Raw genomic sequence first — 22947 nt, 5'->3', positions numbered from 1 at the left:
TCCAAACATTTCTAGGTTATTATAACAAACTCGTGCCGTTTGCACGAACCTTTTCCATTCTGTACAATGAGGACAAACACATTTGGAGGAACGTCATGAGTAAGAAACAGAAAAAGCGTCAACGCATCATTCAAATCGGTGTCGTCGTCATCGTATCCATCTTTTTATTGAGCACGTTTTTGTCCGGGGTGGCCATGTTCCTGTAACAGCAGGATATACCGCTCTTTTAAAATCAAGTAGCTCTTCACGTCCGACAAAATATTTAATAACGATGAACGTACCTCAAATTCCTCACGCGACGTGGGGAGGGGTACGTTTTTTCGATAATGCTCAATCGTCTCTTCGAGCTCCCGTAGGAACGTCGAAGCGTCGGCCCGTTGGTTGACGTTGTCGCCGACGCGCCGAAGGAACGTCGCGACCGGTTTGGCCTCATTGACGACCATCGTGATCTCCCGTGAGTTCTCGGCGATGCGCTTCAAGATGTCATATTGCCGCTCCCGCATTCGGAAGTACAGGTAATCCATGTCCTCGTTCCGCTTCCCAATCGAGTTCCCCATGCGACGGAGCGCGAGGTCTTTCCCTTGTTTCAAATAATCCCGCGTCTTCAAGAGCATCATCGAATGGTCGTTATAGACGCCCGTCTCGACACAGGCGGCCACATCATAAAAGTGAACGGCGAGGGCCCGGTCGATATTGTCTTTGATGCGCTCGATCTCTTTATCAAGTGTCGGCATATACATGTTGACGACGAGTCCGACCCCGACGCCGATGGCGATCAATAACAGCTCGTTCACGAACAAATCGAGCGAGAACTGCCCTTCCGTATATAGATGGGTCAAGATGACGACACTCGTGATCATGCCGTCCTGCAGTTTGAGCTGTTGAACGAGCGGGATGAACATGACAAAATAAAGTGTGAGCGTCGCCGGTGAATAACCGAGCAAGGTGAACATCAATGCCCCCATGCCGATTGCAATCAGGCTGGCCATGACCCGCTCATAGGAAGCCCGAAACGACTTTTTCCGTGTCTCCTGAATACTGAGGATGGCGATGATGGCTGCGAAGACGTAGTAATCGAGATGAATCGTCTCGGAGATGAGCATGGCGATCCCGGCTGCCGCCGCAGTCTTGAGCGTGCGTGATCCGATTTTCATAAATATCTCCTCCTCTCTCACAAAATTGTTCACTAGTTTGTTCCGTTTGGCAATCCATATGTTTGGAAGTGATCGTATTGAAAAGAAAAAAACGTGGCGTGATTCCCACGCTGCTCACGCTCGCCCTCGCCGTTTTAGGTTTCCTTTGGCTCCAAGACCGTCCGAGCGGCTCGTATACCGTTCAGACCTATGACAGCGGGGACGTCTCGACCCGATCATTTGAGTCACTCGACGAGGCGCGGGCCTATATGGAACGTGGGGGCAACCGGGCCCTGCTCGATGCGTCAGGCGACGTCATCGACTTCATAGGTACCGGTATCGCCGTCACCCCGACCGACCGAATCACGAACTTGTATCAAGACGCCGAGTTTAAGAAACGGCAGTCGTATGTCGCCGGCGGGACCCGCCTCCGTCTCGTGCAGACGGCCGACAAGCATTTGTTGGTGAACATTTCCGGCGCCGACGTCTACGTGAAGCCGGCCGACATGACGCTTTATCCGGACGCCGTCGTCGAGCGTCGCGGCTTCTATCAGATGCGGGACGGACAAGTGTTCCATACCGTCGAGGCGAACGGCAACTTGGCCGGGACGTTCCTCGTCGGACCGGCGCCGCAACAGTCGTCCGACCGCTATTACACGGAGGACGTGCGCGACGTGTTCGATTCGCCATACCAGTTCGCCTCGATCGCGTCGAAGGCACCGTATTCGGCTCGCGAGCTCGACGCCTTCCTCGGCTCACTCGACGACAGCCCGCTCACCGGTAAAGGCGACGCCTTCAAAGATGCCGAGGCAGAGTTCGGCATCAACGCCTTGTTCCTCATGGCCGTCGCCGGACACGAGTCCGGGTTCGGTACGTCAGCCATCGCCCGGGAAAAGAATAACTTGTTCGGCTTCCAAGCGACTGACAACGACCCGAGCGGAAATGCAGCCTCCTACCCGTCTGTCGAGGCGAGCATCGATGCGGCGGCTCGTTTATTCGCCGAAAAGTACGTGACGGGCGCCTATGACCGAGGACCGTTCCCTGGCAATAAACAAGAAGGCGTCAACGTCAATTACGCCTCGGACCCGTATTGGGGCGAGAAAGTCGCCGGGACGATGTATCGCATCGACCGTGAACTCGGATTGACCTATTTAGAGCAGTTGAAGTGATGGCCCAACGGCCGTCACTTTTTTTGCAGGAATCCCCTCTTCGCTGAGCGAATACATAAACTGAACGACCATTCATTCCAAAGGGGGATTTGTATGAAAACGATTTGGATCACAGGTGGCTCATCGGGGATGGGCAAGGCGATGGCGCTAAAATTCAAGACCGAGGGCTGGAACGTCGCCATCAGCGGCCGCAACGAGGAGCGGCTACAAGAAGCGATGGGCGAACTGGAGACCATCGGGGCCGGAGCGGCGATAGCCGTGCAACACGATGTGCGTGACTATGAGGGGTGTGCCGATGCGCTCGATCAAATCATTGAACGGTTCGGTCCAGTGCACGCGCTCGTTAACAACGCGGCCGGTAATTTCGTCTGCCCGACGCTCGACTTGACGCCGAACGGATGGACGAGCGTCATCGACATCGTCTTGAACGGGACGTTCAACTGCACCCACGTGCTCGGCAAGCATTGGGAACGGGAGCAACTGCGTGACGGCTCCATCATCAACATGGTCGCGTCGTATGCCTGGCAAGCGGGCGCCGGTGTCGCACCGAGCGCGGCCGCCAAGGCCGGCGTGCTCAATTTGACGCGAACGCTCGCCGTCGAATGGGGATATCAGTTCGGGGCGCGTGTGAACGCGATTAGCCCGGGTCCAATCGAGCGGACAGGTGGAGCCGACAAACTAGCCGTCCACGTCAAAGAAGTCGAGCGCATCCGCCGCAATGTGCCGCTCGGACGGTTCGGGACACCGGAAGAGATTGCCGACCTCGCCTATTGGATGGCGTCGGACGAGATGCGCTATTTGAACGGGGAATGCATTTCCCTCGACGGTGGCCATTGGCTAAATAAACATCCGTTTTAACCAAAAAACGGCCGAGGGATTCCTCGGCCGTTTCATATGTCTTGCCCTGTCCATTCCGCTTCGAACCGGTCCAAAAAAGTAACCATGAACGCGTGGCGGTCCCGGGCGATTCGTCTCGCCAGTTCCGTATGCATTTGATTCGCGAGCCGGAGCAACTTCTCCTCGAAATGAGCGATCGCGCTTTTCGAGTCACCCTCGCCGTGGAGGCTATTGCCACGTGCGCCGGCAAATTGGAACGTCCGGGCGATGCCGATTGCCCCAATCGCGTCGAGCCGGTCGGCGTCTTGCAGCATCGCGCTCTCACGTGACGACGGGGACCGTCCTTTTGAAAAGGACGACTCTTCAATCATCGTCAGGACGTGAGCCCGTTGTTCGGGGTCGATCGGTAACGTGTCAAGGTGACGTGCGACGAGACCTTTATCACGTCCAAGCTTCTCATCCTCGACATCATGCAAGAGCGCCGCGAGCGTCAAAGCGAGACCGTCGACCGCTTCGCCTTCCGCGAGATGCGTCGTCAAACGGCGCACTCGGTCGAGATGGGCCATATCATGGCCGGTATGGTCTCCGGCATGCAGCTTCGCCACGTACCGTTCGGTCTCGAGCACCGCTGGATGCATCATCAAATCTCAATCGTCGTGTTCGGCTCAATCAAGAGACCACGTTGGTGCAATTGATCGCAGAACGCCCGTGCGTCTTGTTTGATGGGCGGGAACGTATCAAAATGGATTGGGACGACTCGTTTCGCTTGGAGCCAGTGCGCCGCATCGAGTGCGTCGACCGGTCCCATCGTGAAGTTATCCCCGATCGGGAGGAAGGCGACGTCAATCTCGAAGCGTTCGCCGTACAGTTTCATATCCGAAAATAGCGCCGTGTCCCCGGCATGGTACACCGTGAGTGCGTTCGTCTCGATGATGAACCCGCCCGGCATTCCCATATAAACCGGGATGTCGCCCATGTCGAGACTCGAGCTATGGAACGCCTGCGTCATCGTGACGCGGCCGAACGCGAACGAATGGCCGCCCCCGATGTTCATGCCGTGGACCGAAAAACCCTTCTTCTCATAATATGTCGCCAGCTCGTGTGTCGCGACGATCGTTGCGCCCGTCTGTTTCGCAATCAATTCGACGTCTTCGATATGGTCAAAATGGGCGTGGGTGAGCAAGATATAGTCTGCTTTGACACTCGCCGGGTCGACGTCCGTATGCGGATTGCTCGTCAGGAACGGATCGATTAAGACGGATGTCCCGTCGATATCGAGTTGCACGGTCGCGTGGCCATAGTAGGTGATCTTCATAGAAATCCTCCCTTTCTGGTGTCAGATGGATCGTTTCAGTTATAAGACTTTTTCTAAGAAGCGTTTTGCGCGGTCGGTTTGCGGGTTGAGAAGCAAGTCGGCCGGTTTGCCTTCCTCCATCAAGATGCCTTCGTCGAGGAAGAGGACACGGTCCGCCACTTCACGGGCAAAGCCCATCTCGTGCGTGACGACGACCATCGTCATCCCAGACTCGGCGAGCCCTTTCATGACATCGAGCACTTCGTTGACCATCTCTGGGTCGAGCGCTGACGTCGGCTCATCGAACAACATGACGTTCGGCTCCATGGCGAGCGCCCGGGCGATCGCGACACGTTGTTTTTGTCCACCCGACAGTTGACTCGGATAGGCGTCGATTTTCTCGGACAATCCGACCCGTTCGAGGAGCTTTTTCGCCCGTTCAATCGCCTCGGCCTTGCTCACTTTCAAGACGTTGATCGGCGCGTATATCAAATTGTCGAGCACGCTCATATGCGGGAACAAGTTGAACTGTTGAAACACCATCCCGATATTTTGGCGTGCTTTCGAGACGTTCGCCCCTTTTTTCGTGAGCTCATAGCCGGCGACGCTGACCGTTCCAGACGTCGGCACCTCGAGCATGTTCAAGCAACGGAGGAACGTCGATTTCCCCGAACCGGACGGACCGATGACGGCGACGACCTCCCCTTTCTCAATCGATGTCGTAATGCCTTTGAGGACCTCGAGGTCACCAAATTGTTTGTATAAATCGTTTACTTGTATCATCTGCCATCACTCTTTCTAAGCCGTTTTTCTAGACGTTGACCAAGATACGTCAACACCATCACTATTGTAAAGTATATCACACCGGCAAACAGGAGCGGTTCAAAGTAGATCGCCTTTTGCCCACCGACGATTTGCGCCCGGCGCATGATGTCGAGCACACCGACCGTCGAGACGAGCGCCGATTCTTTCGTGAGCGTGATCATCTCGTTGACGAGGGCCGGCAAGATGTTTTTGAACGCCTGCGGCAAGATGATTGATCGCAGTTGTTTGACGTACGGGACGCCAAGGGCATCCGACGCTTCCCACTGGCCTTTATCGACCGCTTGAATCCCGGCCCGAATGATTTCCGAGATATACGCCGCCGAGTTCAGTGAGAAGGCGATGACGGCCGATTGGTATGGCGTCGTGATATATCCGGTCAACTGCGGCAATCCGAAGTGGATGATCGCGAGTTGCAAGATGAGCGGGGTTCCGCGGAACACGGCCGTATAGGCGTGCCCGATGAAGTTGACGAGACGGTTTGGGACGATTTTGAATGTGGCGACGACGACGCCAAGCGTAATCCCGAACAAGGCCGAGACGAGCACGACTTGGAACATGACGGGAATCCCTTCGAGAATATACGGGATAGAATCATAAATCCGACTAAAATCCATTGTGAGTTCCTCCTAAAAAAGGCTGACTGATGCTTTCAGTCAGCCTTCTACAATCTTTATTCAGCTGGTGCAGCTTCTTGTTCGAACCATTTTTGAGCCAACTTCTCGATTTCTCCTGAATCGATCATCTTGTTCAACTCTTCATTGAACTGATCACGGAGCTCGTCGTCCTTACGGAAGGCAGCGGCTGAACCGGCCTCTTCCTCGTCGACGATTTCAAACGTCGTGAGTTCGCTGTCTTGATCGAGATATTTCTTCGCGACCGTGTCCTCGATGACCATCGCATCGATGCGGCCGGTCTTGATTTCTTGAATAATCTCTGGAATCTTGTTCAAGGCGACGATTTCAGCACCCGGGATTTGCTCTTTGGCAATCCCTTCTTGAATCGATCCGAGTTGGACCCCGACTTGTTTCCCGTCCAAGTCCTCAAGCGACTGGATGGCATCCCCTTTTGACAAAATCAAGTTCTTCGCCGTGAAGTAGATGTCTGAGAAATCGGCGTTCTCTTTCCGTTCTTCTGTCGGTGTCATACCCGCCATGACGAAATCGACACGACCGGCGTTGAGCGCCCCGAGCAGGCTCCCGAAGTCCATGTCTTCAATTTTCAATTCGTAGCCCATGTTCTCGGCCACTTGCTTGGCGATATCGATATCGAATCCGACAATCTCATCCCCGTTCGCCGTATCGACGAATTCATATGGGAAGTAGTCCGCACTCGTCCCCATGACGATGACTTTGTCATCTTCATCGGTCGATGTCGAACCTCCTTCGTTCACGTCTGCCCCACAGGCTACAGTAAAAGCGGCTAGGCTTGCGATACATAATGCTAGAAAACCTTTTTTCATGTTCATCGTCCCTTTCTTCAATAGGATGAAATTATCAGAACTTTAACAAAATTATGACATATATGTGAATGTTGCTCAACTGTTCTCTGACTCATCATATGTCCGACTTGTTCTTCAACCACTATATACACATAATTATTACTTGTAAAGTATATTCATGCATAAAATCTAAAAAAATACGGTCACATTCGCTCGTAAGCAAAATAAGTGACCGTACCATTGTCCCGAGAGCCGTAGGGCTGCACTCGTTTGACCGAAGCGATGGGAATGGCGCTATACACGTGGGGATAGCGTTCCCCGTCCTCGTCAAACTCATAGTGGAGCAGGCTGCCGAGACGTCCGACATGGAACGAGACGAGCACGACTCGCTCCCCATGATAATGTCGACGCACGAATTTCCCGATCTGTTGCGGGGTGCAACAACGAATGTACCCTTCCGTTTGGAGGGTCGGCTCGTTGATCTCGCCGCGCGACAAAGCAATCGTATATTCGGCCTCGCTCATGATTTTGACGACTGGTTCCATCTCATCGATCCCTTCTTAAGGAAAAGCGCAAAGGCAATGCCTCTGCGCTCACTTCTTAGGCGTAGTAAATATCGAACAACGTCTGTAACTGCTCGACGAGCTCTTCGGCCGTTGATGACTCGATTGTGCTCCGTTCGACCATCGTGACGATATTGCCGTCTTCTAACAGCGCGATCGATGGTGACGACGGGGCGTAACCTTCGAAGTATTCACGGGCGCGGTCAGTCGCTTCACGGTCTTGACCCGCGAACACAGTCACGAACTGGTCCGGTTTGACGCCTTCCATCTTATTCACGTACGCTGCTGCCGGACGAGCGATGCCACCGGCACAGCCACATACCGAGTTGACGAGCACGAGCGTTTTGCCTTCTTTCGTTAACGCCGCGTCGACTTCTTCCGGTGTGGTGAGTTCTGTGTAACCTGCAGAGCGTACCTCATTGCGAGCTTGTTCGACTACATCTTGAAAGTATAATTGAAAATCCATATTGTTTCCCCTTTCGACTTGCGTCTGTTCTTTCTTATTTTACGTCTAGTGGATCGGTTAGGACAAGTCTATCGCTCAATTGTCCTTCGAGGAACGGTGTCGCGTTCAACAGCGTCTTGAAGGCCACATAGCGGGCCCGCGCTTCAGCGGTCGCTTCCCGGTTCGTCAAATAGGCCCGGATGAGGATGTTCTTCGGCGTGTGCTCCATATCGATGAACTCGAGGAGTTGCGCCTCATAGCCGACGAGTCCAAGTAATTCGGCCCGAATCGAATCGGTGGCGAGCGCCGCGAACCGTTCTTTGATGAGTCCATGCTGCAACATGACGTCAAGGCTCGGTGCCTCAAGTTGACGGTTCAATTCTTTTTGACAACACGGCACGCTCAAGATGACTTTCGCCCCCCAACGCACGGCCCGAGCGAGCGCCATATCCGTTGCGACGTCGCACGCATGAAGTGTGACGACCATATCGACCGCCGTCTCCCCTTCGAACTCATTGATGTCACCGACGAGGAACTCGAGACGTTCATACCCAAGGTCGCGCGCAATCCCGGCACATTCCTCGATGACTTCTTTCTTCAAATCGAGCCCGGTGATATGGACGTCATAGCCTTTCATCTCATGCAAGAAGTGATAGAGGGCGAACGTCAAATACGACTTCCCGGAGCCGAAATCGAGAATCCGGATGGTCCGGTCGGTCGGTAAATGTTTGATCGAGTCTTCGATAAATTCGAGGAAGCGGTTGATTTGCTTGAACTTGTCATACTTTTGGCGTTTCACTTTCCCATCCTCGGACTGGACGCCGAGTCGGATGAGGAACGGTACCGGCTCATCGAGCGGCAACAGGTACTGCTTCTCGCGGTTATGACTCAGCTTCACTTGTTTGACGGCCGTCTCGCGCTCCTTGAACGTCACTTTGAACTTTTTAGACAGTTGAAAGTGGAACTCGGACGCCTTCAACTGGAACTGTCCTTGGCGGAACGTCTCGAGCAATTCATCGAGTTCGATGACCGCCTCGTCCGGTGTGAGATTTTTATGTTTCATTACCCGTTCAAATTGGTATTCGAATTGTATATGGTACTCGCCTTTCAACAGGACCGGCTTCAATTTGACCCGGCGTAAATCGTTCGACTTTTGACGCGGTTGACTGATTGTCGCTGTGACGAGCTCGTTCTGGCGAATCACATCAGCCAGCCGTTCGGTTAATGCTGTATATTCCACTGCGTTCATCCTTTTTTCAATAGTTTCGAAACTTTTGTTCACGTGTATTCGTACATACTATTACACGAACACGTGCAAACGTCAAAGGAGGATCATTGTATGTTCAAAAAGTTATTATCATCGATTGGAATCGGCGCCGCGACGGTGGATACGCGACTCGAAGAGAGTGCCTGTGTGCCAGGCGGGACACTGAATGGTGTCGTCCATATCAAGGGCGGCAGCACCGAGCAATCGGTCGGCCGGATTTACATCTTCTTCAACACGCTCTATAAGCATGAGGTGAACGACAAGACGACGTATTCGACGTTCACGATCGAGAAGATTTTGTTGAACGAAGCGCCGTTCATGATCGATCCCGAAGAAGTGAAGGAAATCCCGTTCACGATTGACGTGCCGTTCAACACGCCGATTTCGGTCAGCCAATCGAAATCGTGGATCGAGACCGGTCTCGATATCGCCCAGGCCGTCGACCCGAAAGACGAGGACTCGATTCTCGTCAAACCGAACCAGGCCCAGCAGGTCGTCCTCGACGTGCTCGACGACATCGGCTTCCGCTTGAAGAAGGCCGATACGGAGATGCTTCCGGCCCGCCATCGTTCCGGCCGTCTCCCGATTGCCCAAGAGCTCGAATACTCGCCGAACGGGACGAGCTACGGACGTAAACTCGATGAGCTCGAAGTCGTCATGCTCCAAACAGAATCGTCGTTAGATTTATTGATTCAAGTCGACAAGAGCGTCCGCAATCTCGGCAGCCTGTTCGCCGACTTGACCGGGACCGACGAATCGACACACCGCCTCAGCTACACGAACGCCGAGCTCACTTCGCCCGAACGAATTCGCCGCGATATCGAAGCGTTGATTGAACGTTCCATCTGAACCATGTTGCCACGGACAATTCCGTGGCTTTTTTATTTTCCATATGAAAAATCCTGCCCTCGGTCGAAGGCAGGACGTGAATCAATAGAGCGTATACGTGTCCGGGTCGATGGACTCGAGCGACTGTTTGATCGCCTGCAAGAACTGACCGGCGACGAGACCGTCGAGGACACGGTGGTCGACCGACATGCACAAGTTGACCATGTCACGCGCCGCGAACATCCCGTTCACCCAAACTGGGCGCTTCACGATCGACTCGACCGACAAGATCGCCGCTTGCGGGTAATTCAGAATCGGTGCCGACTGAATCGAACCGAACGCACCCGTATTGTTGATCGTGAACGTGCCGCCGCGCATCTCGTCCGCTTTCAAGCGGTTGCCGCGGGCACGGGCCGCGACGTCTTGAAGTGCGACGGCAAGACCTTTGATGTTCTTCTCGTCCGCGTGCTTGATGACCGGGACGTAGAGGGCGTCGTTCGCCGCGACGGCGACCGATAGATGGATGTCTTGATGGACTTTGATGTGATCGCCCGCCCATTCCGAGTTCATCATCGGATGTTTTTTGAGCGCCTCGATCGCCGCTTTCATAAAGAACGGCATAAACGTCAGTTTGACACCTTCCCGTTTGAAGAACTCGTCTTTCAACTTGGCCCGAGCCGTGACGAGGTTTGTCACATCGACCTCGATCATGAGCCACGCATGCGGGGCCTCATGTTTCGAGCGGACCATGTTGTTGGCAATCGCTTGACGGACACCTGCCGTCGGAATGAATTCGACTCGGTCCGACGACCCGTCGGTTGCCGGCACAGATGGTGACACGGAAGGTGCCGCGGCCGACTCAGGTACGTCGAGCTTCGTTTTTGTCATCGTCTCTTGAAGCGGCACTTGCGTCGCCGCTTCCGGCTTGACCGGACGGCCTTCCGATAAGTAGCGGAGGACATCTTTGCGCGTGATGCGACCACCGAGGCCACTGCCGTCGAGTTCGTTCAAGTCGATCGCGTTCTCATTGGCGAGTCGGATGACGGCCGGCGAGAAACGACCGTTATTCTGTTTTCGTGGCGCGGCCGACGCTACAGTGACCGCTTGCTTCGTCTCGACCGGGGCCGCTTCGACTTGTGCCGGTTCTGCTACCACTTCTGCTTTCGCTGGCGCCGAATCGGCACCTTCGACTTCCATGACGAGGACCGGTGTGCCGACGGCGACCGTGTCGCCTTCACTGATTAAAATCTGTTTCACGACACCGGCACTCGTCGCCGGAATCTCAGCGGTTACTTTATCGGTCATGACCTCGGCGAGCGGCTCATACTCCTCGACGCGGTCACCTGGTTTGACGAGAAACGTTGTGATCGTCCCCTCAGTGACACTTTCCCCGAGCTGTGGCATTTTAATTGTCTGTTCCATATGACCCCTCCTTAAAAGGCGGCGAGCTGACGTGCCCGCTCCGCGATTTTTTCAGGGGATACGATGAAGAACTTCTCCATCGGTGGTGCATACGGCATCGACGGAACGTCCGGTCCCGCCAGACGCTCGATCGGCGCATCGAGTTCGAACAGCGCTTTCTCCGCGATGATGGCCGCGACTTCCCCGATGATGCTGCCTTCCTTATTGTCCTCGGTGACGAGGAGCACTTTCCCGGTCTTCTTGACGGCTTCGACGATCCCTTCTTGGTCGAGCGGATAGATCGTGCGCAAATCGAGGATGTGCGTGCTGATGCCTTCGGCTTCGAGCGTTTTCGCCGCTTCCTGGGCCATGTGGACGCACAGACCGTACGTGATGATTGTGATGTCGTCCCCTTCCCGCTTGACGGCGGCCTTGCCGATTTCGACCGTATAGTCGTCGGTCGGAAGGTCGGCTTTCAAGAGGCGGTACGCCCGTTTATGTTCGAAGAAGAGGACCGGGTCGTTCGAGCGGATGGCTGCCTTGAGCAACCCTTTCGCATCGACCGGGTCAGATGGGATGACGACTTTGAGTCCAGGCGTCGAGTTGAACATCGCCTCGACCGATTGGGAGTGATAGAGTGCGCCATGAATCCCGCCGCCGAACGGTGCACGGATGACCATCGGGCACGTCCAATCGTTATTTGAACGGTAGCGGATTTTTGCCGCTTCGGAGACGATTTGGTTGACCGCTGGCATGATGAAGTCGGCGAATTGCATTTCGGCGATCGGACGCATGCCATACATGGCCGCCCCAATCCCGACACCTGCGATCGCGCTCTCGGCGAGCGGCGCATCGATGACGCGGTCCTCGCCGTACTTCTCAATCAAGCCTTGCGTCGCGCGGAACACACCGCCTCGGACGCCGACATCTTCCCCGAGCACGAAGACGTTCTCATCGCGTTCCATTTCTTCATGGATCGCTTCATTGATCGCTTCAATAAACGTTTTCATCACATTTCCCCCTCGTACACATGGTCCATCGTCGATTCAGGAGACGCATACGGTGCCTTATCGGCGTAAGCAGTCGCCTCATTGACTTCACGATCGACGTTCGCCTCGATCTCTGCGAGTTCTTCCTCGGTCATGACGCCATCTTCAATCAAACGCTTCCGGAACAATTGATTCCCGTCACGATACTTAAGGTCGGCCAACTCTTCGACCGAGCGATACGCTTTGTCATCGTCATCCGACGAGTGCGGTACGAGACGTTCGACTTCGGCTTCGATGAGCGTCGGGCCTTCGCCGCGAAGGGCGCGGGCGCGGGCTTCTTTCACGGCGACATAAACGGCAATCGGATCTGTCCCATCGACCGTGACGCCTGGCATCCCGTAACCTTTGGCGCGGTCCGATACGCGCTCGCAAGCGAGTTGCTTCGAGAGCGGTACCGAGATGGCGTATTTGTTGTTCTCACAGAACAAAATCACAGGCAACTTATGCACGCCCGCGAAGTTCGCACCTTCGTGGAAGTCACCTTGGTTCGACGAGCCTTCTCCGAACGAGACGAACGTGACGAGCTCTTCTTTTTTCAGTTTGGCGGCGAGCGCCACACCGACCGCATGCGGCACTTGTGTCGTCACCGGAGACGAGCCCGTCACGATGCGATGCTGTTTCGAACCGAAATGGCCCGGCATTTGACGGCCGCCTGAGTTTGGGTCTTCCGCCTTGGCGAACGCCGACAACATTAAATCGCGAGCCGTCTGTCCGAAGTGGAGGACAACGGCGACATCGCGGTAATACGGAAGAATATAGTCCGTCCCTTTTTCGAGCGCGAACGCCGCCCCGACTTGGGCCGCCTCTTGTCCTTGACACGAGACGACGAACGGGATTTTTCCGGCACGGTTCAATTTCCACATGCGCTCATCGATTTTACGGGCACGGACCATCGTCTCGTACATCGCACCGAGGTCTTGTTTCGTCAATCCTAATTCCTCATATGAATTCACAGTCATCTGTTCCATTCTGTTTCCTCCTTAGGCGTGAATCGGTAATCCGTCAACGGCCAGTGCCGCTTCTTGGAACGCTTCGCTCAGCGCCGGGTGAGGATGGACGAGTTGGCCCATTTCCCATGCCGTGGCGTTCAAGACGAGAGCGAGTCCGCCTTCTGTGATTAATTCCGTCGCTTTCGGCCCGACGATGTGTACACCGAGCAGGTCGTCCGTCGTCTTGTCCGACACGAGTTTGACGAATCCATCCGCTTGCCCTTCGATACGGGCCTTGCCGAGGCCGTTGAAACGATACGTGCCCGTTTTGACTTCATGCCCGGCTGCTTTGGCACCTTCTTCGGTCATGCCGACCGATGCGACTTCCGGGACCCCATAGACACAACGCGGGATCAAGGCGTAGTCGAGCGGAGTCGGCTCGTGACCGAGAATCGTCTCGACCGCCTTCACACCTTCCGCCGAGGCGACATGGGCGAGTTGAAGTTTGCCGATGCAGTCTCCGATGGCGAAGATGTGACGTTCTTTCGTCCGATACTGTTCATCGACTTGGATGACACCGTTCTCGACGACAATCGATGTGTTCTGTAAGCCGAGATGTTCCGTATTGGCGACCCGTCCGACCGAGACGAGTACACACTCGACCGAGATCGTCTCTTCGCCGACCGCGAGCGAGACGGCATCGGTTGCTACTTCTGTACGCTCCGGGTCGACGGTGACGTTCTTCAACACACGGACGCCCCGCTTTTTCAGGAGTCGCTCGACTTCCCGTGACACCGCCTTGTCTTCGAGCGGCAACAGACGCTCCCCGACTTCAATCAGCGTGACCGCGACATCAAGGTCGATAAGCATCGAGGCCCATTCGACACCGATGACCCCACCGCCGACGATGGCGATGGATTCTGGCAACCGTTCGAACTGGAGCAGGTCGTCCGAGTTCAAGATGCGTGTATGGTCAAACGGCAGGCCTGGCAGTTCGCGCGGAATCGACCCTGTCGCGATGATAAGCTGGTTCGGCAAGATGAGCTCGGACTCACCGGATTCGTCTTCAACCGCGACCGTTCCCGGCTGCGGCGAGAAGATGCTCGGTCCCAAAATCGATGCCTTTCCGCGAAACACCTCGATTTTACCTTGCTTCATCAAGTGCTCAATACCTTTTTCTAGTCCCGCGACCAAGTCGCGTTTGAACGACTGGGCCCGCTCCATGTTGAACGAAACGGATCCCGTCTCAACACCGTACGTGCTCCCGTGTTTTGCCGTCTGATAGACGTGGGCCGCTTTCAACAACGCCTTCGTCGGGATGCAGCCTTTATGTAGACATGTCCCGCCGAGTTTCTCGGCCTCCACGATTGCGACAGTTTTCCCGGCTTGGGCCGCCTTGATGGCTGCGACATATCCGCCAGGACCGCCGCCGATGACGACGATCTCATATTCTCGTGCCATGTGTATCCCCCTCATATTCTCGAACTGCTTCTTCATGTCGGATGGCCCGGAGTGCGCCTTCGGCGAGTGCCTTCAGCTCATCTTCGCCCGGATAGATGTGAACCGGCGCCAAATAGCCGACGCGCGCACTGATTTGCTCGGTCAGCCAAGTCGAATAGGCGATGCCACCCGTCAACAGAATCGCGTCGACGTCGCCGCGAAGCGTGGCGCCATGTTTGGCGATTTCCTGGGCGACGCGGTATGCCATCGTCTCGTAAAGAAGAGCGGCCTGTTCATCGCCATCTGCCATGCGCTGTTCGATCTCGATCGCGTCGAACGTTCCGAGGTGGGCAAAAAGCCCGCCTCGTCCGACGATTTTCTGTTTCATTTCCGACTCTTTATACCTGGTACTATAACATAGTTCTACTACCTGTCCAACAGGAATCGAGCCTGCCCGTTCCGGTGCGAGCGGCCCGTCGCCGTCGAGTCCGTTGTTCACATCGATGACTGCCCCTTTGGCGTGGGCACCGACTGTGATACCTCCTCCGAGGTGGGCGATAATCAAGTTAAGCTGTTTGTAATCGCTTCCATTTTCGGCCGCGAAACGTTTTGCGACCGCCTTTTGATTCAAGGCGTGGAAGATGCTGCGACGATTGATCTCCGGCATTCCCGTCGCACGCGCGAGCGGGCCGAGCTCATCGACGACGACTGGATCGACGATGAAATTCGGTACCTGAAATAATTCACCGAGTTTATAAGCGAGTAGTCCGCCCAAGTTCGAGGCATGCATCCCGAAACGACCGCTCGCCAAATCTTCACGCATGAGCGGGTTGACAGCGTACGTCCCCGATGTCATCGGGGCCAGCAATCCCCCGCGACCGACGATTGCGGACAAGTCCTCGCCCGCAATGCCCGTTTCGGCCAATAAGTCCCGCACTTCACGTTCTCGATGCGGGAGTTGCTCCGGAAGTGACAATCCTGTGACGTCGGCCTCGTGACGGACGGTACGAGATAAAATCTCGTCCGCTCCGTCAAACAAGCCGACCTTCGTCGAAGTCGAACCCGGGTTGATGGCGAGAATGAGCTGTCGTGTCATCTCAGCGCCCACCGAGTAAGCTCTTTTCGACTTTCAAGAACTGGCTGCGCGAACGCGACATCATCTGAATCCGCTCCTCTGCCATCTTCTCGGCGGCGACATGCGTCGGTACCCCGTCGCGCTCGGCAATCTCGAAGACGCGCTGCATGTTGTCATAGATGAGTTCGACTTTCTTCATCGCCCGCTCACGGTTATAGCCTTCGAGCTCGTCGGCCACGTTGATGACACCGCCCGCGTTGATGACGAAGTCCGGCGCATACAGAATGCCGCGCTCCTCGAGCACGTCCCCGTGACGATCCTCAGCGAGCTGGTTATTGGCCGCACCGGCGACGATTTGAGCCTTGAGTAGCGGGATCGTCTTGTCATTGATGATCGCACCGAGCGCACACGGGGCGAAGATGTCACAATCGACCGCATAAATCTCGTCCGGTTTGACGACCGTCGCGCCGAAGTCCGTCTCCGCGCGTTTGAGCGCCTCTTCGTTAATGTCGGTGACGACCAAGTGGGCCCCTTCTTCATGTAAGTGACGGCACAAGTTGTAGGCGACGTTGCCGACCCCTTGGACAGCGACCGTCTTGCCGGCGAGCGAATCCGAACCGAACTTCCATTTCGCTGCCGCCTTCATGCCGCGATACACGCCATACGCCGTCACCGGCGATGGGTTGCCGCTCGATCCGAACGCCGGGCTGACGCCGGTCACGTAATCCGTTTCCATGTGGATGAAGTCCATGTCGGCGACCGACGTATTGACGTCCTCGGCCGTGATATAGCGTCCGCTGAGCGATTGCACGTAACGACCGAATGCACGGAACAACGCCTCTGATTTGTCCGTCTTCGCATTGCCGATGATGACGGCCTTCCCGCCACCAAGGTTGAGTCCCGCTGCCGCGTTTTTGTACGTCATCCCTTTCGCGAGACGGAGCACGTCCGTGAGCGCTTCTTCTTCCGACGCATAGTTCCACATCCGCAGCCCCCCGAGAGCTGGTCCGAGTGTCGTGTCATGAATCGCGATAATCGCCTTCAGCCCTGACGCCTGGTCTTGGCAAAAGACGATTTGCTCATAGTCCTCGGCCTGCAAGACGTCGAAAATTCGAAAGCGTGGTTCCATGTTTGTTTCCATCATTGATGATTCCTCCATAAGTTTATTTTTTAGCGTGCAAGAGCGCGAACGCGAGTGAATACAGTTTGGCCTCGGCCGTGTCGGCCCGGCTCGTCAAGACGACCGGTGCGGCTGCGCCGACGACGATCGCCGCCACGCTCGCTCCGGCGAAGTACATCATCGATTTATAAAGGACGTTGCCGACCTCTATGTATGGGACGAGCAATAGGTCGGCTTGTCCGGCGACGTCGCTATCGATGCCTTTCTGCTTGGCCGCGACCATGTCGACGGCGTTATCGAGCGCGAGCGGTCCGTCGACGACACACCCTTTGATTTGGCCGCGACGGTTCATTTGGGCGAGCAGTGCGGCGTCCGTCGTGGCGGCCATCTGTGGATTGACGACTTCGACGGCGGCGATGGCCGCGACGCGCGGCAACTCGTACCCGATGTCTGTCATCGCATCGACGGCGTTGGCGATGATGTCCACTTTCTCTTCGAGCGTCGGCGCGATATGGATGGCCGCGTCGGTCACCCCGATCAATCGTTCCCGGTTCGGGATTTGAAACAAGGCGATATGGCTGAGCGTCCGGTTCGTCCGGAGACCCGTCTCGCGGCTGAGCACGGCCTTCATGAACGTCGACGTCGCGACCATGCCTTTCATGAGCACGTCCGCTTCCCCGGTCTTGACCGCGAGCGTCGCCCGCTTGGCAATCTCTTTATCGCCTTTGACGTGGATGATATCGACCGCGTCCTCTTCGATGCCATGCTCGTCACACAACCGTTTAATCTCTCGGGCATCCCCAATCAATTTAAATCGGGATAGACCGTGGTCGGTCGCGAGCTTGACGGCGCGGATGACCTCCACGTCGCCGGCCCCGGCGATCGAGACGGTGCGTCCGTCCAATCGTTTCGCCTTTTCGAGCATCCGTTCAAAATTCATGCATGTCCCCCCTTGCCTGTCTTCATTCAATATCATGCAAGATTGTTTCCAATTTTGAAAGCGCTTTAACCGGTCGCTCACCCTGCATTTTTTTGCGTGGTATGAAAATAAATGCAGGTAATTTATTGCATACGTTCGAGTTTATTATACAGCGTCCGAATCGAAATGTGTAATCGCCGGGCCGCCTCTGACTTGTTGCCGTCCGCCTCCTCGATGGCCCGTTCAATCAAATCCCGTTCATAACGTGAGACGGCATCCTGTAACGAGAGCGCATCGGTCGGTCGGGCCGACGAGACGCGCGGTGACAGTTGCAGGTGGTGCGGCGCGATCCACTGCTCGGTGCTCGCCATATAGATGATCGCCCGCCCGAGGACGTTCTCGAGCTCTCGGACGTTGCCTTTCCAATATTGATTCTTCAACAGCTCGGTCGCCTCGCGGTTCACCCCGCGCACGCTACGCCCGTACTCTTGGTTCAACTTGCGGACGATGCGTTCGCAGAGCGGTTCGATTTCTTCGAGCCGGTCCCGGAGCGGCGGGATGTGAATCGGCATCCGGTTGATTCGATAATATAAGTCTTCACGGAACGTGCCGTCCGCCACTTTCTGTTCGAGGTCGGCGTTCGTCGCCGCGATGATGCGGACGTCGACCGGGATCGCATTCGTGCCCCCGACCCGGACGATCTCATGCTCTTGCAGGACACGGAGGAGTTTGACTTGGACATCGACCGGGAGTTCGCCGATCTCGTCTAGGAAGAGAGAGCCGCCATCGGCCTCTTCGAAATAACCGACCTTCCCCCCGCGTTTCGCCCCGCTGAAGGCGCCGTCCTCGTAGCCGAACAATTCACTCTCGAGCAGCGTCGGGGAGATGGCCGCACAATTGACGCGGACGAACTTTTTATATTTGCGCGGTGACTCCCCATGAATGGCGTGGGCGAACAGTTCCTTGCCCGTCCCCGACTCCCCGCGAATAAGGACGGTGACCGGCGTGACCGCGGCGAGGCGGGCCTGTTCGATGACGAAGCGCATCGCGTCGCTCGACGCGATGATGTCGGCGAACTGGTATTTTGCCTCGAGGTTGCGGATGCGTGTCTTCGCTTCTTGCAGCTCGTCACGGAGCGCTCGGATTTGAGACACGTCCCGGATGACACCGACCGACCCGCGCAACTTCCCTTCGACGATAATCGGTTCGGCATTGACGAGAATGTCGCGCCGCGTCGCCCCGATTTGCATCCGGATATCGCGGACTCCTTGCCCGGTCGACAGCACTTTCAAGTGGACACTCTCCTGCATGCCGATGTCGGCCGTCGCCGGCTTGTCGACGACGTCTTCTTTCTTGAATCCCGTCAGTCGCGTATAGGACGGGTTGATTAAAATCGTGTTCCCGTTGTGGTCGGCGACCGAGATGGCCTCGCTCGTACAGTCGATAATCGCCTCGAGCATCTGTTGATTTTGCTTCAGCCGTTCGACGACGATGCGGATGAACTCGCCAGGCAAGACGACCGCGTCGGCGAAATGTCCTTTCAATTCATCGAACGTCTCGGAGCGGCCCGTCGTCTCGATCACGAAATCGGGACGCTTGTCGGCACATGCCCGCCAATCCTCCGCCGTCATAATCCCCTGGTTCCGCGCGAGTTGCATCCCTTCGGCCGTCTGTTCCGGGTCGATGACGGCGACGACGGTGACGAGCGGCGAGTCGAGCAACATTTTCAGCACTTCGGTCCCGCCTTTTCCCGCACCGACAATCATCAATCGTTTATTCATTCTGAAATCCCCCAATTTTACCGTTCTGCATTCATGCTACTGAACCTGAACTGATTTCGCAACCTCACAAAAAAGGCCGTGTCGAGCTATGTATTTTCTGGTAAACTTATGAGTGTTAAGGAGGAGATCCTATGCGCATCATCGCACTGTTGATCTTAATCATCCCTGGCCTCTTCGGTGTCTATGGCATCAAGTTACTTCGCGACAGTTTCTTCCTCAAGACGAGCGTCCCGTTCTCTTGGATCGAGTCGGTGGCAGCCGCCTCGATGTTACAAGGAACGTTCGGACTGTTGATTGCGATGGGCGGGATCGGTTTCGTGGCAGGTTATATCTTCAATCGTGATAAGAAAACAGGCAAAGTCCCACGAATAGATTCTTGAACACAAAAAAAGGTTCCCTAACTTGACTTCATTTCAAGTGGGGAACCTTTTTATTCGTATTGAATTGTGATCACTACGGATGATCTCCTCTCCTACTTGCTACAATCTTGTGACATGAGGTCCAATGGTCTTCTTAATGAAGAAGTTTGAAAGAAATTAGTAACTGCCGTCTTGCGTGAACGGAAACGTACCCATTCGAGTTACTAACGATTAATCATCGGGTCATGTCGAACCATCCATCGTGAAGTCGAACGCTTGCCATAAACTGTTCAACGGTTGACAACACTCCTTTTGGTCAACTGAACGATTCGTTTTCCCCGGGCACGGTCCCTAGCTTCGAACTCGATGCCGGAATCGCCTCGCGAATGAGCGTACGTCGCGACCTCTCGTCGGGACGATGACGATTTGAGATGTCGTTCCCACCTCTGAGCTATTGACGGATAGCGGTCCGAGATGATTTCTTGCTCTAACCCGTTCCGGAACACGTTAGAAAGCGTTCATCTGACGCTCGTCCAAGTAACTTGGTACACCTTTATTATAACAAGTTTCGCCCAATTTGCAAGCGCTTTCTTTCACAAAGTAAAAGAAAAATCAGGAGGAAATCCTCCTGATCGATCACTGCTGCTTGAACGACTGATACGTGACGAAATACGAGATAAATTCTGAGTTTTTCGGACTGCGTTCGCGTTCCGGGCGCCCGTCGAACATCTCATGATCGCGCATCCCGTTCTCCCACGCCGTCTTGATGGCGTGGCGCATCGCCCGCTCGACACGGGACGACGTCGTCTCATGTTCCTTGGCAATCATCGGATAGAGCTCCTTCGTAATCAAGCCGAGCAATTCCTGACGTTCCCGCACGTAGACGACGGCTTGGCGGATGTATTTGAACCCTTTGATCCGCGGCGAGATGCCGAGTTGTTGCAGTAAGAGCGAGATATCGAGTTCTTCCGGTGACATCGCCTCGAAGTCTCGGCTCGAGCCGGCGGCGAGTTCGCGGATTTTCGTGATCAGTTGTTGAATGTTGAACGGCTTGACTAAAAAGTAAGAAGCGCCGAGTTGAACGGCCTGCTTCGTGACTTCATCTTTCCCGAACGCGCTGAGCATGATCACTTCCGGTTTGGCGTTCGCCAGTTCCGTCTGTAACCGTTCGAGGACGCCGATCCCGTCTAGATGCGGCATGATGATGTCGAGCAGGAGCACGTCCGGCTGGTGTGTCTTGACGACGTCTAAGCATGCCTCGCCGTCGTAGGCTGTCCCGACGACTTTCAAATCGTCTTCGGACTCGAGTTGGCGGGTCAACAAATCGACGATTTCTCGATTGTCGTCCGCGATGCATAATGTAATCAATTAAGACACTCCTTCGATAAACTTCCGTTTTAATTGGAGAGACATGGTGAGCAGTTCCTCCACATGTTGTTTCGTCAATTCCGTCATTTGCGCCCCGGCAATCATCCGTCCGAGCTCATCGACCCGTTCGGCATGCCCGAGCGTCGACACGTTCGTCTTCGTGCGCTCATCCGTTTCCGTCTTCGTGATATACAAATGCTGGTCCGCCATAGCGGCCACTTGGGCCAAATGGGTGATGCAGAGCACTTGCGATCCGACCGACAACCGGAAAATTTTCTCGCCCATCGCTTGGGCGACCCGTCCCGACACGCCAGTATCGACCTCGTCGAAGATGATGGACGCGACACCGACCGTCCTTGAGAAAATCGATTTCAAGGCGAGCATGACACGCGACAGTTCGCCGCCCGAGGCGACTTTGGCGAGCGGCTTGAACGGTTCGCCGACGTTCGTCATCATATAGAACTCGACTTGGTCGAGCCCGTCCGCTTTGAACGGCCCTTCTTTGAACCGGACTTCGAACTGGGTCTTCTCCATATACAATTCCTTCAATTCACGCTGAATCGCCTTCTCGAGCTCGGTCGCCGCTTGCTTACGGGCTGCCGATAACGCCAGTCCGGTCGTGCGCACTTTTTGTTCGAGACGCTCGAGCCGGTCCGATAGTTCTTGCAAGTGTTCTTCCCGATTCGTCATCGATTTTAACTCATCGGCGATTTTCTCCCCGTACGTGATGACCTCGTCGATCGTGGCTCCGTATTTTCGTTTCAACTGTTGGAACAAGGCGAGCCTCGTCTCAATCTCATCGAGCCGAATCGGGTCGAATTCGAGTGAATCGAGCTGATCACGCAACTGGAATTTGGCGTCCTCGAGCAAGAAGTAAGCGTTCGAGATCGTCTCGGCCATCGGCGCGAGCGATGTCGACAAGGAGGAGGCTTCCTCCATCTCGCGCATCGCAATCCCGATTTGGTCGAGCCCTTTCGACTCGTCCGCGACGGCCTCATACGATAACCGCACGTGCTGATGAATCCGCTCGAAATTGGCGAGCTCGTTCCGTTCCTCGGTGAGCGCCTGCTCCTCCCCGACCTTCAGTTCGGCCGCCTCAATCTCATTCGTCTGGAACGCGAGCAGGTCCATGCGCTGGGCCAGCTCTTGTTCGCTTTGACTCAACCGTTTCAACTCGTCGGCGACGTTCTTCCAATCGACGTAAGCCTCACGGTAACGCTCGAGGAGCGGCGCGAGCTCGGCTTCGGCAAAACTATCTAAAATGCCGAGATGGTATTCGGCATCCATCAAGTGTTGGTGCTCATGCTGGCCGTGAATATCGACGAGCAATCGTCCGAGCTCACGAAGCGTCGACAGCGGCATCATCTTGCCGTTGACACGGCAGACGCTCTTTCCGCTACTATGTAGGTCGCGGCGTAAAATGACGGTCCCTTCTTCAATCTCGATGCCGTATTGGGTCGCCGCCTCGATGATCGGATGATCCGGTTCGACGTTGAACAGCCCTTCGATCTCCGCCTTGCCTTGACCATAGCGGACGAACTCGCTCGAGCCGCGGCCCCCGACGAGCAGGCCGATCGCATCGAGCAGAATCGATTTCCCCGCCCCGGTCTCACCCGTCAATACGGTCATCCCACGCTTGAACGTGATATTCAGTTCATCGATGATCGCAAATTGTTTGATCGATAGTTCTGCTAACATACGATAATT

Annotated in this window: 23 protein-coding genes; 4 read left to right on the top strand and 19 right to left on the bottom strand. The window is 55.4% G+C overall.

The window, feature by feature from the left end:
- Nucleotides 1-164: 164 nt before the first annotated feature.
- Nucleotides 165-1154, bottom strand: coding sequence for an aromatic acid exporter family protein (locus tag ACZ2GZ_RS06395; RefSeq protein ID WP_021067673.1), 990 nt, complete (start codon nucleotides 1152-1154; stop codon nucleotides 165-167).
- Between the two features lie 68 nt (nucleotides 1155-1222).
- Here ACZ2GZ_RS06395 and ACZ2GZ_RS06390 point away from each other — a divergent pair, with 68 nt between their 5' ends.
- Both ACZ2GZ_RS06390 and fadH read left to right on the top strand, forming a co-directional pair.
- On the top strand, nucleotides 1223-2302 hold the full coding sequence (locus ACZ2GZ_RS06390) for an N-acetylglucosaminidase (RefSeq protein WP_353048046.1): 1080 nt from the start codon (nucleotides 1223-1225) through the stop codon (nucleotides 2300-2302).
- A 93-nt stretch (nucleotides 2303-2395) separates the two neighbouring features.
- Nucleotides 2396-3160 (top strand): 2,4-dienoyl-CoA reductase, encoded by a 765-nt coding sequence (gene fadH / locus ACZ2GZ_RS06385; protein ID WP_251135265.1) that lies wholly within the window; start codon nucleotides 2396-2398, stop codon nucleotides 3158-3160.
- A gap of 32 nt (nucleotides 3161-3192) precedes the next feature.
- Here fadH and ACZ2GZ_RS06380 read toward each other — a convergent pair whose 3' ends face one another.
- The 8 genes from ACZ2GZ_RS06380 to ACZ2GZ_RS06345 all read right to left on the bottom strand — a co-directional run bounded on the left by ACZ2GZ_RS06380 (nucleotide 3193) and on the right by ACZ2GZ_RS06345 (nucleotide 8944).
- A complete protein-coding gene (locus ACZ2GZ_RS06380; protein ID WP_029595287.1) occupies nucleotides 3193-3780 on the bottom strand; it encodes an HD domain-containing protein in 588 nt (195 codons plus the stop codon).
- On the bottom strand, nucleotides 3780-4454 hold the full coding sequence (locus ACZ2GZ_RS06375) for a metal-dependent hydrolase (RefSeq protein WP_021067677.1): 675 nt from the start codon (nucleotides 4452-4454) through the stop codon (nucleotides 3780-3782). The genes ACZ2GZ_RS06380 and ACZ2GZ_RS06375 overlap by 1 nt, the downstream gene beginning before the upstream one ends.
- Nucleotides 4455-4493: 39 nt before the next feature.
- Complete coding sequence (locus ACZ2GZ_RS06370) at nucleotides 4494-5216, bottom strand: amino acid ABC transporter ATP-binding protein (RefSeq protein WP_029595286.1); 723 nt, start codon at nucleotides 5214-5216, stop codon at nucleotides 4494-4496.
- Entirely contained in the window at nucleotides 5213-5872 is a 660-nt protein-coding gene (locus tag ACZ2GZ_RS06365; protein ID WP_021067679.1) for an amino acid ABC transporter permease, read from the bottom strand. Before ACZ2GZ_RS06365 ends, ACZ2GZ_RS06370 begins: the two co-directional genes overlap by 4 nt.
- A gap of 56 nt (nucleotides 5873-5928) precedes the next feature.
- On the bottom strand, nucleotides 5929-6717 hold the full coding sequence (locus ACZ2GZ_RS06360; RefSeq protein WP_029595285.1) for a transporter substrate-binding domain-containing protein: 789 nt from the start codon (nucleotides 6715-6717) through the stop codon (nucleotides 5929-5931).
- Between the two features lie 182 nt (nucleotides 6718-6899).
- On the bottom strand, nucleotides 6900-7241 hold the full coding sequence (locus tag ACZ2GZ_RS06355; protein ID WP_021067681.1) for a DUF952 domain-containing protein: 342 nt from the start codon (nucleotides 7239-7241) through the stop codon (nucleotides 6900-6902).
- 55 nt (nucleotides 7242-7296) lie between these two features.
- A complete protein-coding gene (locus ACZ2GZ_RS06350) occupies nucleotides 7297-7725 on the bottom strand; it encodes a BrxA/BrxB family bacilliredoxin (RefSeq protein ID WP_021067682.1) in 429 nt (142 codons plus the stop codon).
- Between the two features lie 34 nt (nucleotides 7726-7759).
- The gene (locus ACZ2GZ_RS06345; protein ID WP_029595284.1) at nucleotides 7760-8944 is read right to left on the bottom strand and encodes a class I SAM-dependent methyltransferase; all 1185 of its coding nucleotides are present in this window, start codon (nucleotides 8942-8944) and stop codon (nucleotides 7760-7762) included.
- 99 nt (nucleotides 8945-9043) lie between these two features.
- On the opposite strand from ACZ2GZ_RS06345, the gene ACZ2GZ_RS06340 reads away from it, so the two are divergent.
- Complete coding sequence (locus tag ACZ2GZ_RS06340) at nucleotides 9044-9820, top strand: sporulation protein (RefSeq protein WP_131471250.1); 777 nt, start codon at nucleotides 9044-9046, stop codon at nucleotides 9818-9820.
- An 81-nt stretch (nucleotides 9821-9901) separates the two neighbouring features.
- On the opposite strand, the gene ACZ2GZ_RS06335 is transcribed toward ACZ2GZ_RS06340, so the two are convergent.
- From ACZ2GZ_RS06335 to ACZ2GZ_RS06300, 8 genes are all read right to left on the bottom strand, one after another.
- Nucleotides 9902-11221, bottom strand: coding sequence for a dihydrolipoamide acetyltransferase family protein (locus tag ACZ2GZ_RS06335; protein WP_029595282.1), 1320 nt, complete (start codon nucleotides 11219-11221; stop codon nucleotides 9902-9904).
- An 11-nt stretch (nucleotides 11222-11232) separates the two neighbouring features.
- The gene (locus tag ACZ2GZ_RS06330; RefSeq protein WP_029595281.1) at nucleotides 11233-12210 is read right to left on the bottom strand and encodes an alpha-ketoacid dehydrogenase subunit beta; all 978 of its coding nucleotides are present in this window, start codon (nucleotides 12208-12210) and stop codon (nucleotides 11233-11235) included.
- Nucleotides 12210-13208 (bottom strand): thiamine pyrophosphate-dependent dehydrogenase E1 component subunit alpha, encoded by a 999-nt coding sequence (locus ACZ2GZ_RS06325; RefSeq protein WP_131471327.1) that lies wholly within the window; start codon nucleotides 13206-13208, stop codon nucleotides 12210-12212. The genes ACZ2GZ_RS06330 and ACZ2GZ_RS06325 overlap by 1 nt, the downstream gene beginning before the upstream one ends.
- A 21-nt stretch (nucleotides 13209-13229) precedes the next feature.
- Nucleotides 13230-14639 carry a dihydrolipoyl dehydrogenase gene (gene lpdA, locus ACZ2GZ_RS06320; RefSeq protein ID WP_214714664.1) on the bottom strand — a complete coding sequence of 470 codons (1410 nt, stop codon included), beginning with the start codon at nucleotides 14637-14639 and terminating at the stop codon, nucleotides 13230-13232.
- The gene (gene buk / locus ACZ2GZ_RS06315) at nucleotides 14623-15714 is read right to left on the bottom strand and encodes a butyrate kinase (RefSeq protein WP_029595278.1); all 1092 of its coding nucleotides are present in this window, start codon (nucleotides 15712-15714) and stop codon (nucleotides 14623-14625) included. Before buk ends, lpdA begins: the two co-directional genes overlap by 17 nt.
- Before the next feature lies 1 nt (nucleotide 15715).
- Nucleotides 15716-16837: a Glu/Leu/Phe/Val family dehydrogenase gene (locus ACZ2GZ_RS06310; protein ID WP_021067690.1), complete on the bottom strand. Its 1122-nt coding sequence runs from the start codon at nucleotides 16835-16837 to the stop codon at nucleotides 15716-15718.
- A gap of 19 nt (nucleotides 16838-16856) precedes the next feature.
- The gene (gene yqiS / locus ACZ2GZ_RS06305; RefSeq protein WP_214714662.1) at nucleotides 16857-17753 is read right to left on the bottom strand and encodes a phosphate butyryltransferase; all 897 of its coding nucleotides are present in this window, start codon (nucleotides 17751-17753) and stop codon (nucleotides 16857-16859) included.
- A gap of 122 nt (nucleotides 17754-17875) precedes the next feature.
- Nucleotides 17876-19513, bottom strand: a complete 1638-nt coding sequence (locus tag ACZ2GZ_RS06300; protein ID WP_214714660.1) for a sigma 54-interacting transcriptional regulator — start codon at nucleotides 19511-19513, stop codon at nucleotides 17876-17878.
- A gap of 131 nt (nucleotides 19514-19644) precedes the next feature.
- On the opposite strand from ACZ2GZ_RS06300, the gene ACZ2GZ_RS06295 reads away from it, so the two are divergent.
- A complete protein-coding gene (locus ACZ2GZ_RS06295) occupies nucleotides 19645-19893 on the top strand; it encodes a DUF2627 family protein (protein ID WP_021067693.1) in 249 nt (82 codons plus the stop codon).
- 615 nt (nucleotides 19894-20508) lie between these two features.
- Here ACZ2GZ_RS06295 and spo0A read toward each other — a convergent pair.
- Complete coding sequence (gene spo0A, locus ACZ2GZ_RS06290) at nucleotides 20509-21240, bottom strand: sporulation transcription factor Spo0A (RefSeq protein ID WP_214714657.1); 732 nt, start codon at nucleotides 21238-21240, stop codon at nucleotides 20509-20511.
- Nucleotides 21241-22938, bottom strand: coding sequence for a DNA repair protein RecN (recN, locus tag ACZ2GZ_RS06285; protein ID WP_470295584.1), 1698 nt, complete (start codon nucleotides 22936-22938; stop codon nucleotides 21241-21243).
- Between the last annotated feature and the right edge of the window lie 9 nt (nucleotides 22939-22947).

Source organism: Exiguobacterium sp. KKT215 (assembly GCF_055635335.1).
Note: the sequence above shows the minus strand (reverse complement) of the source record. Positions and strands in the feature narration are given on the sequence as shown.

Excerpts from the sequence above, each read along its gene's own strand:
- ACZ2GZ_RS06365 (WP_021067679.1), bottom strand. The coding sequence starts at position 5,872 with ATGGATTTTAGTCGGATTTATGATTCTATCCCGTATATTCTCGAAGGG.
- ACZ2GZ_RS06310 (WP_021067690.1), bottom strand. The coding sequence starts at position 16,837 with ATGATGGAAACAAACATGGAACCACGCTTTCGAATTTTCGACGTCTTG.
- ACZ2GZ_RS06335 (WP_029595282.1), bottom strand. The coding sequence starts at position 11,221 with ATGGAACAGACAATTAAAATGCCACAGCTCGGGGAAAGTGTCACTGAG.
- lpdA (WP_214714664.1), bottom strand. The coding sequence starts at position 14,639 with ATGGCACGAGAATATGAGATCGTCGTCATCGGCGGCGGTCCTGGCGGA.
- yqiS (WP_214714662.1), bottom strand. The coding sequence starts at position 17,753 with ATGAATTTTGAACGGATGCTCGAAAAGGCGAAACGATTGGACGGACGC.
- ACZ2GZ_RS06295 (WP_021067693.1), top strand. The coding sequence starts at position 19,645 with ATGCGCATCATCGCACTGTTGATCTTAATCATCCCTGGCCTCTTCGGT.
- ACZ2GZ_RS06395 (WP_021067673.1), bottom strand. The coding sequence starts at position 1,154 with ATGAAAATCGGATCACGCACGCTCAAGACTGCGGCGGCAGCCGGGATC.
- buk (WP_029595278.1), bottom strand. The coding sequence starts at position 15,714 with ATGACACGACAGCTCATTCTCGCCATCAACCCGGGTTCGACTTCGACG.
- ACZ2GZ_RS06370 (WP_029595286.1), bottom strand. The coding sequence starts at position 5,216 with ATGATACAAGTAAACGATTTATACAAACAATTTGGTGACCTCGAGGTC.
- ACZ2GZ_RS06355 (WP_021067681.1), bottom strand. The coding sequence starts at position 7,241 with ATGGAACCAGTCGTCAAAATCATGAGCGAGGCCGAATATACGATTGCT.
- ACZ2GZ_RS06300 (WP_214714660.1), bottom strand. The coding sequence starts at position 19,513 with ATGAATAAACGATTGATGATTGTCGGTGCGGGAAAAGGCGGGACCGAA.
- ACZ2GZ_RS06380 (WP_029595287.1), bottom strand. The coding sequence starts at position 3,780 with ATGATGCATCCAGCGGTGCTCGAGACCGAACGGTACGTGGCGAAGCTG.
- ACZ2GZ_RS06325 (WP_131471327.1), bottom strand. The coding sequence starts at position 13,208 with ATGACTGTGAATTCATATGAGGAATTAGGATTGACGAAACAAGACCTC.
- ACZ2GZ_RS06350 (WP_021067682.1), bottom strand. The coding sequence starts at position 7,725 with ATGGATTTTCAATTATACTTTCAAGATGTAGTCGAACAAGCTCGCAAT.
- recN (WP_470295584.1), bottom strand. The coding sequence starts at position 22,938 with ATGTTAGCAGAACTATCGATCAAACAATTTGCGATCATCGATGAACTG.
- ACZ2GZ_RS06360 (WP_029595285.1), bottom strand. The coding sequence starts at position 6,717 with ATGAAAAAAGGTTTTCTAGCATTATGTATCGCAAGCCTAGCCGCTTTT.
- fadH (WP_251135265.1), top strand. The coding sequence starts at position 2,396 with ATGAAAACGATTTGGATCACAGGTGGCTCATCGGGGATGGGCAAGGCG.
- ACZ2GZ_RS06375 (WP_021067677.1), bottom strand. The coding sequence starts at position 4,454 with ATGAAGATCACCTACTATGGCCACGCGACCGTGCAACTCGATATCGAC.
- ACZ2GZ_RS06340 (WP_131471250.1), top strand. The coding sequence starts at position 9,044 with ATGTTCAAAAAGTTATTATCATCGATTGGAATCGGCGCCGCGACGGTG.
- ACZ2GZ_RS06330 (WP_029595281.1), bottom strand. The coding sequence starts at position 12,210 with ATGAAAACGTTTATTGAAGCGATCAATGAAGCGATCCATGAAGAAATG.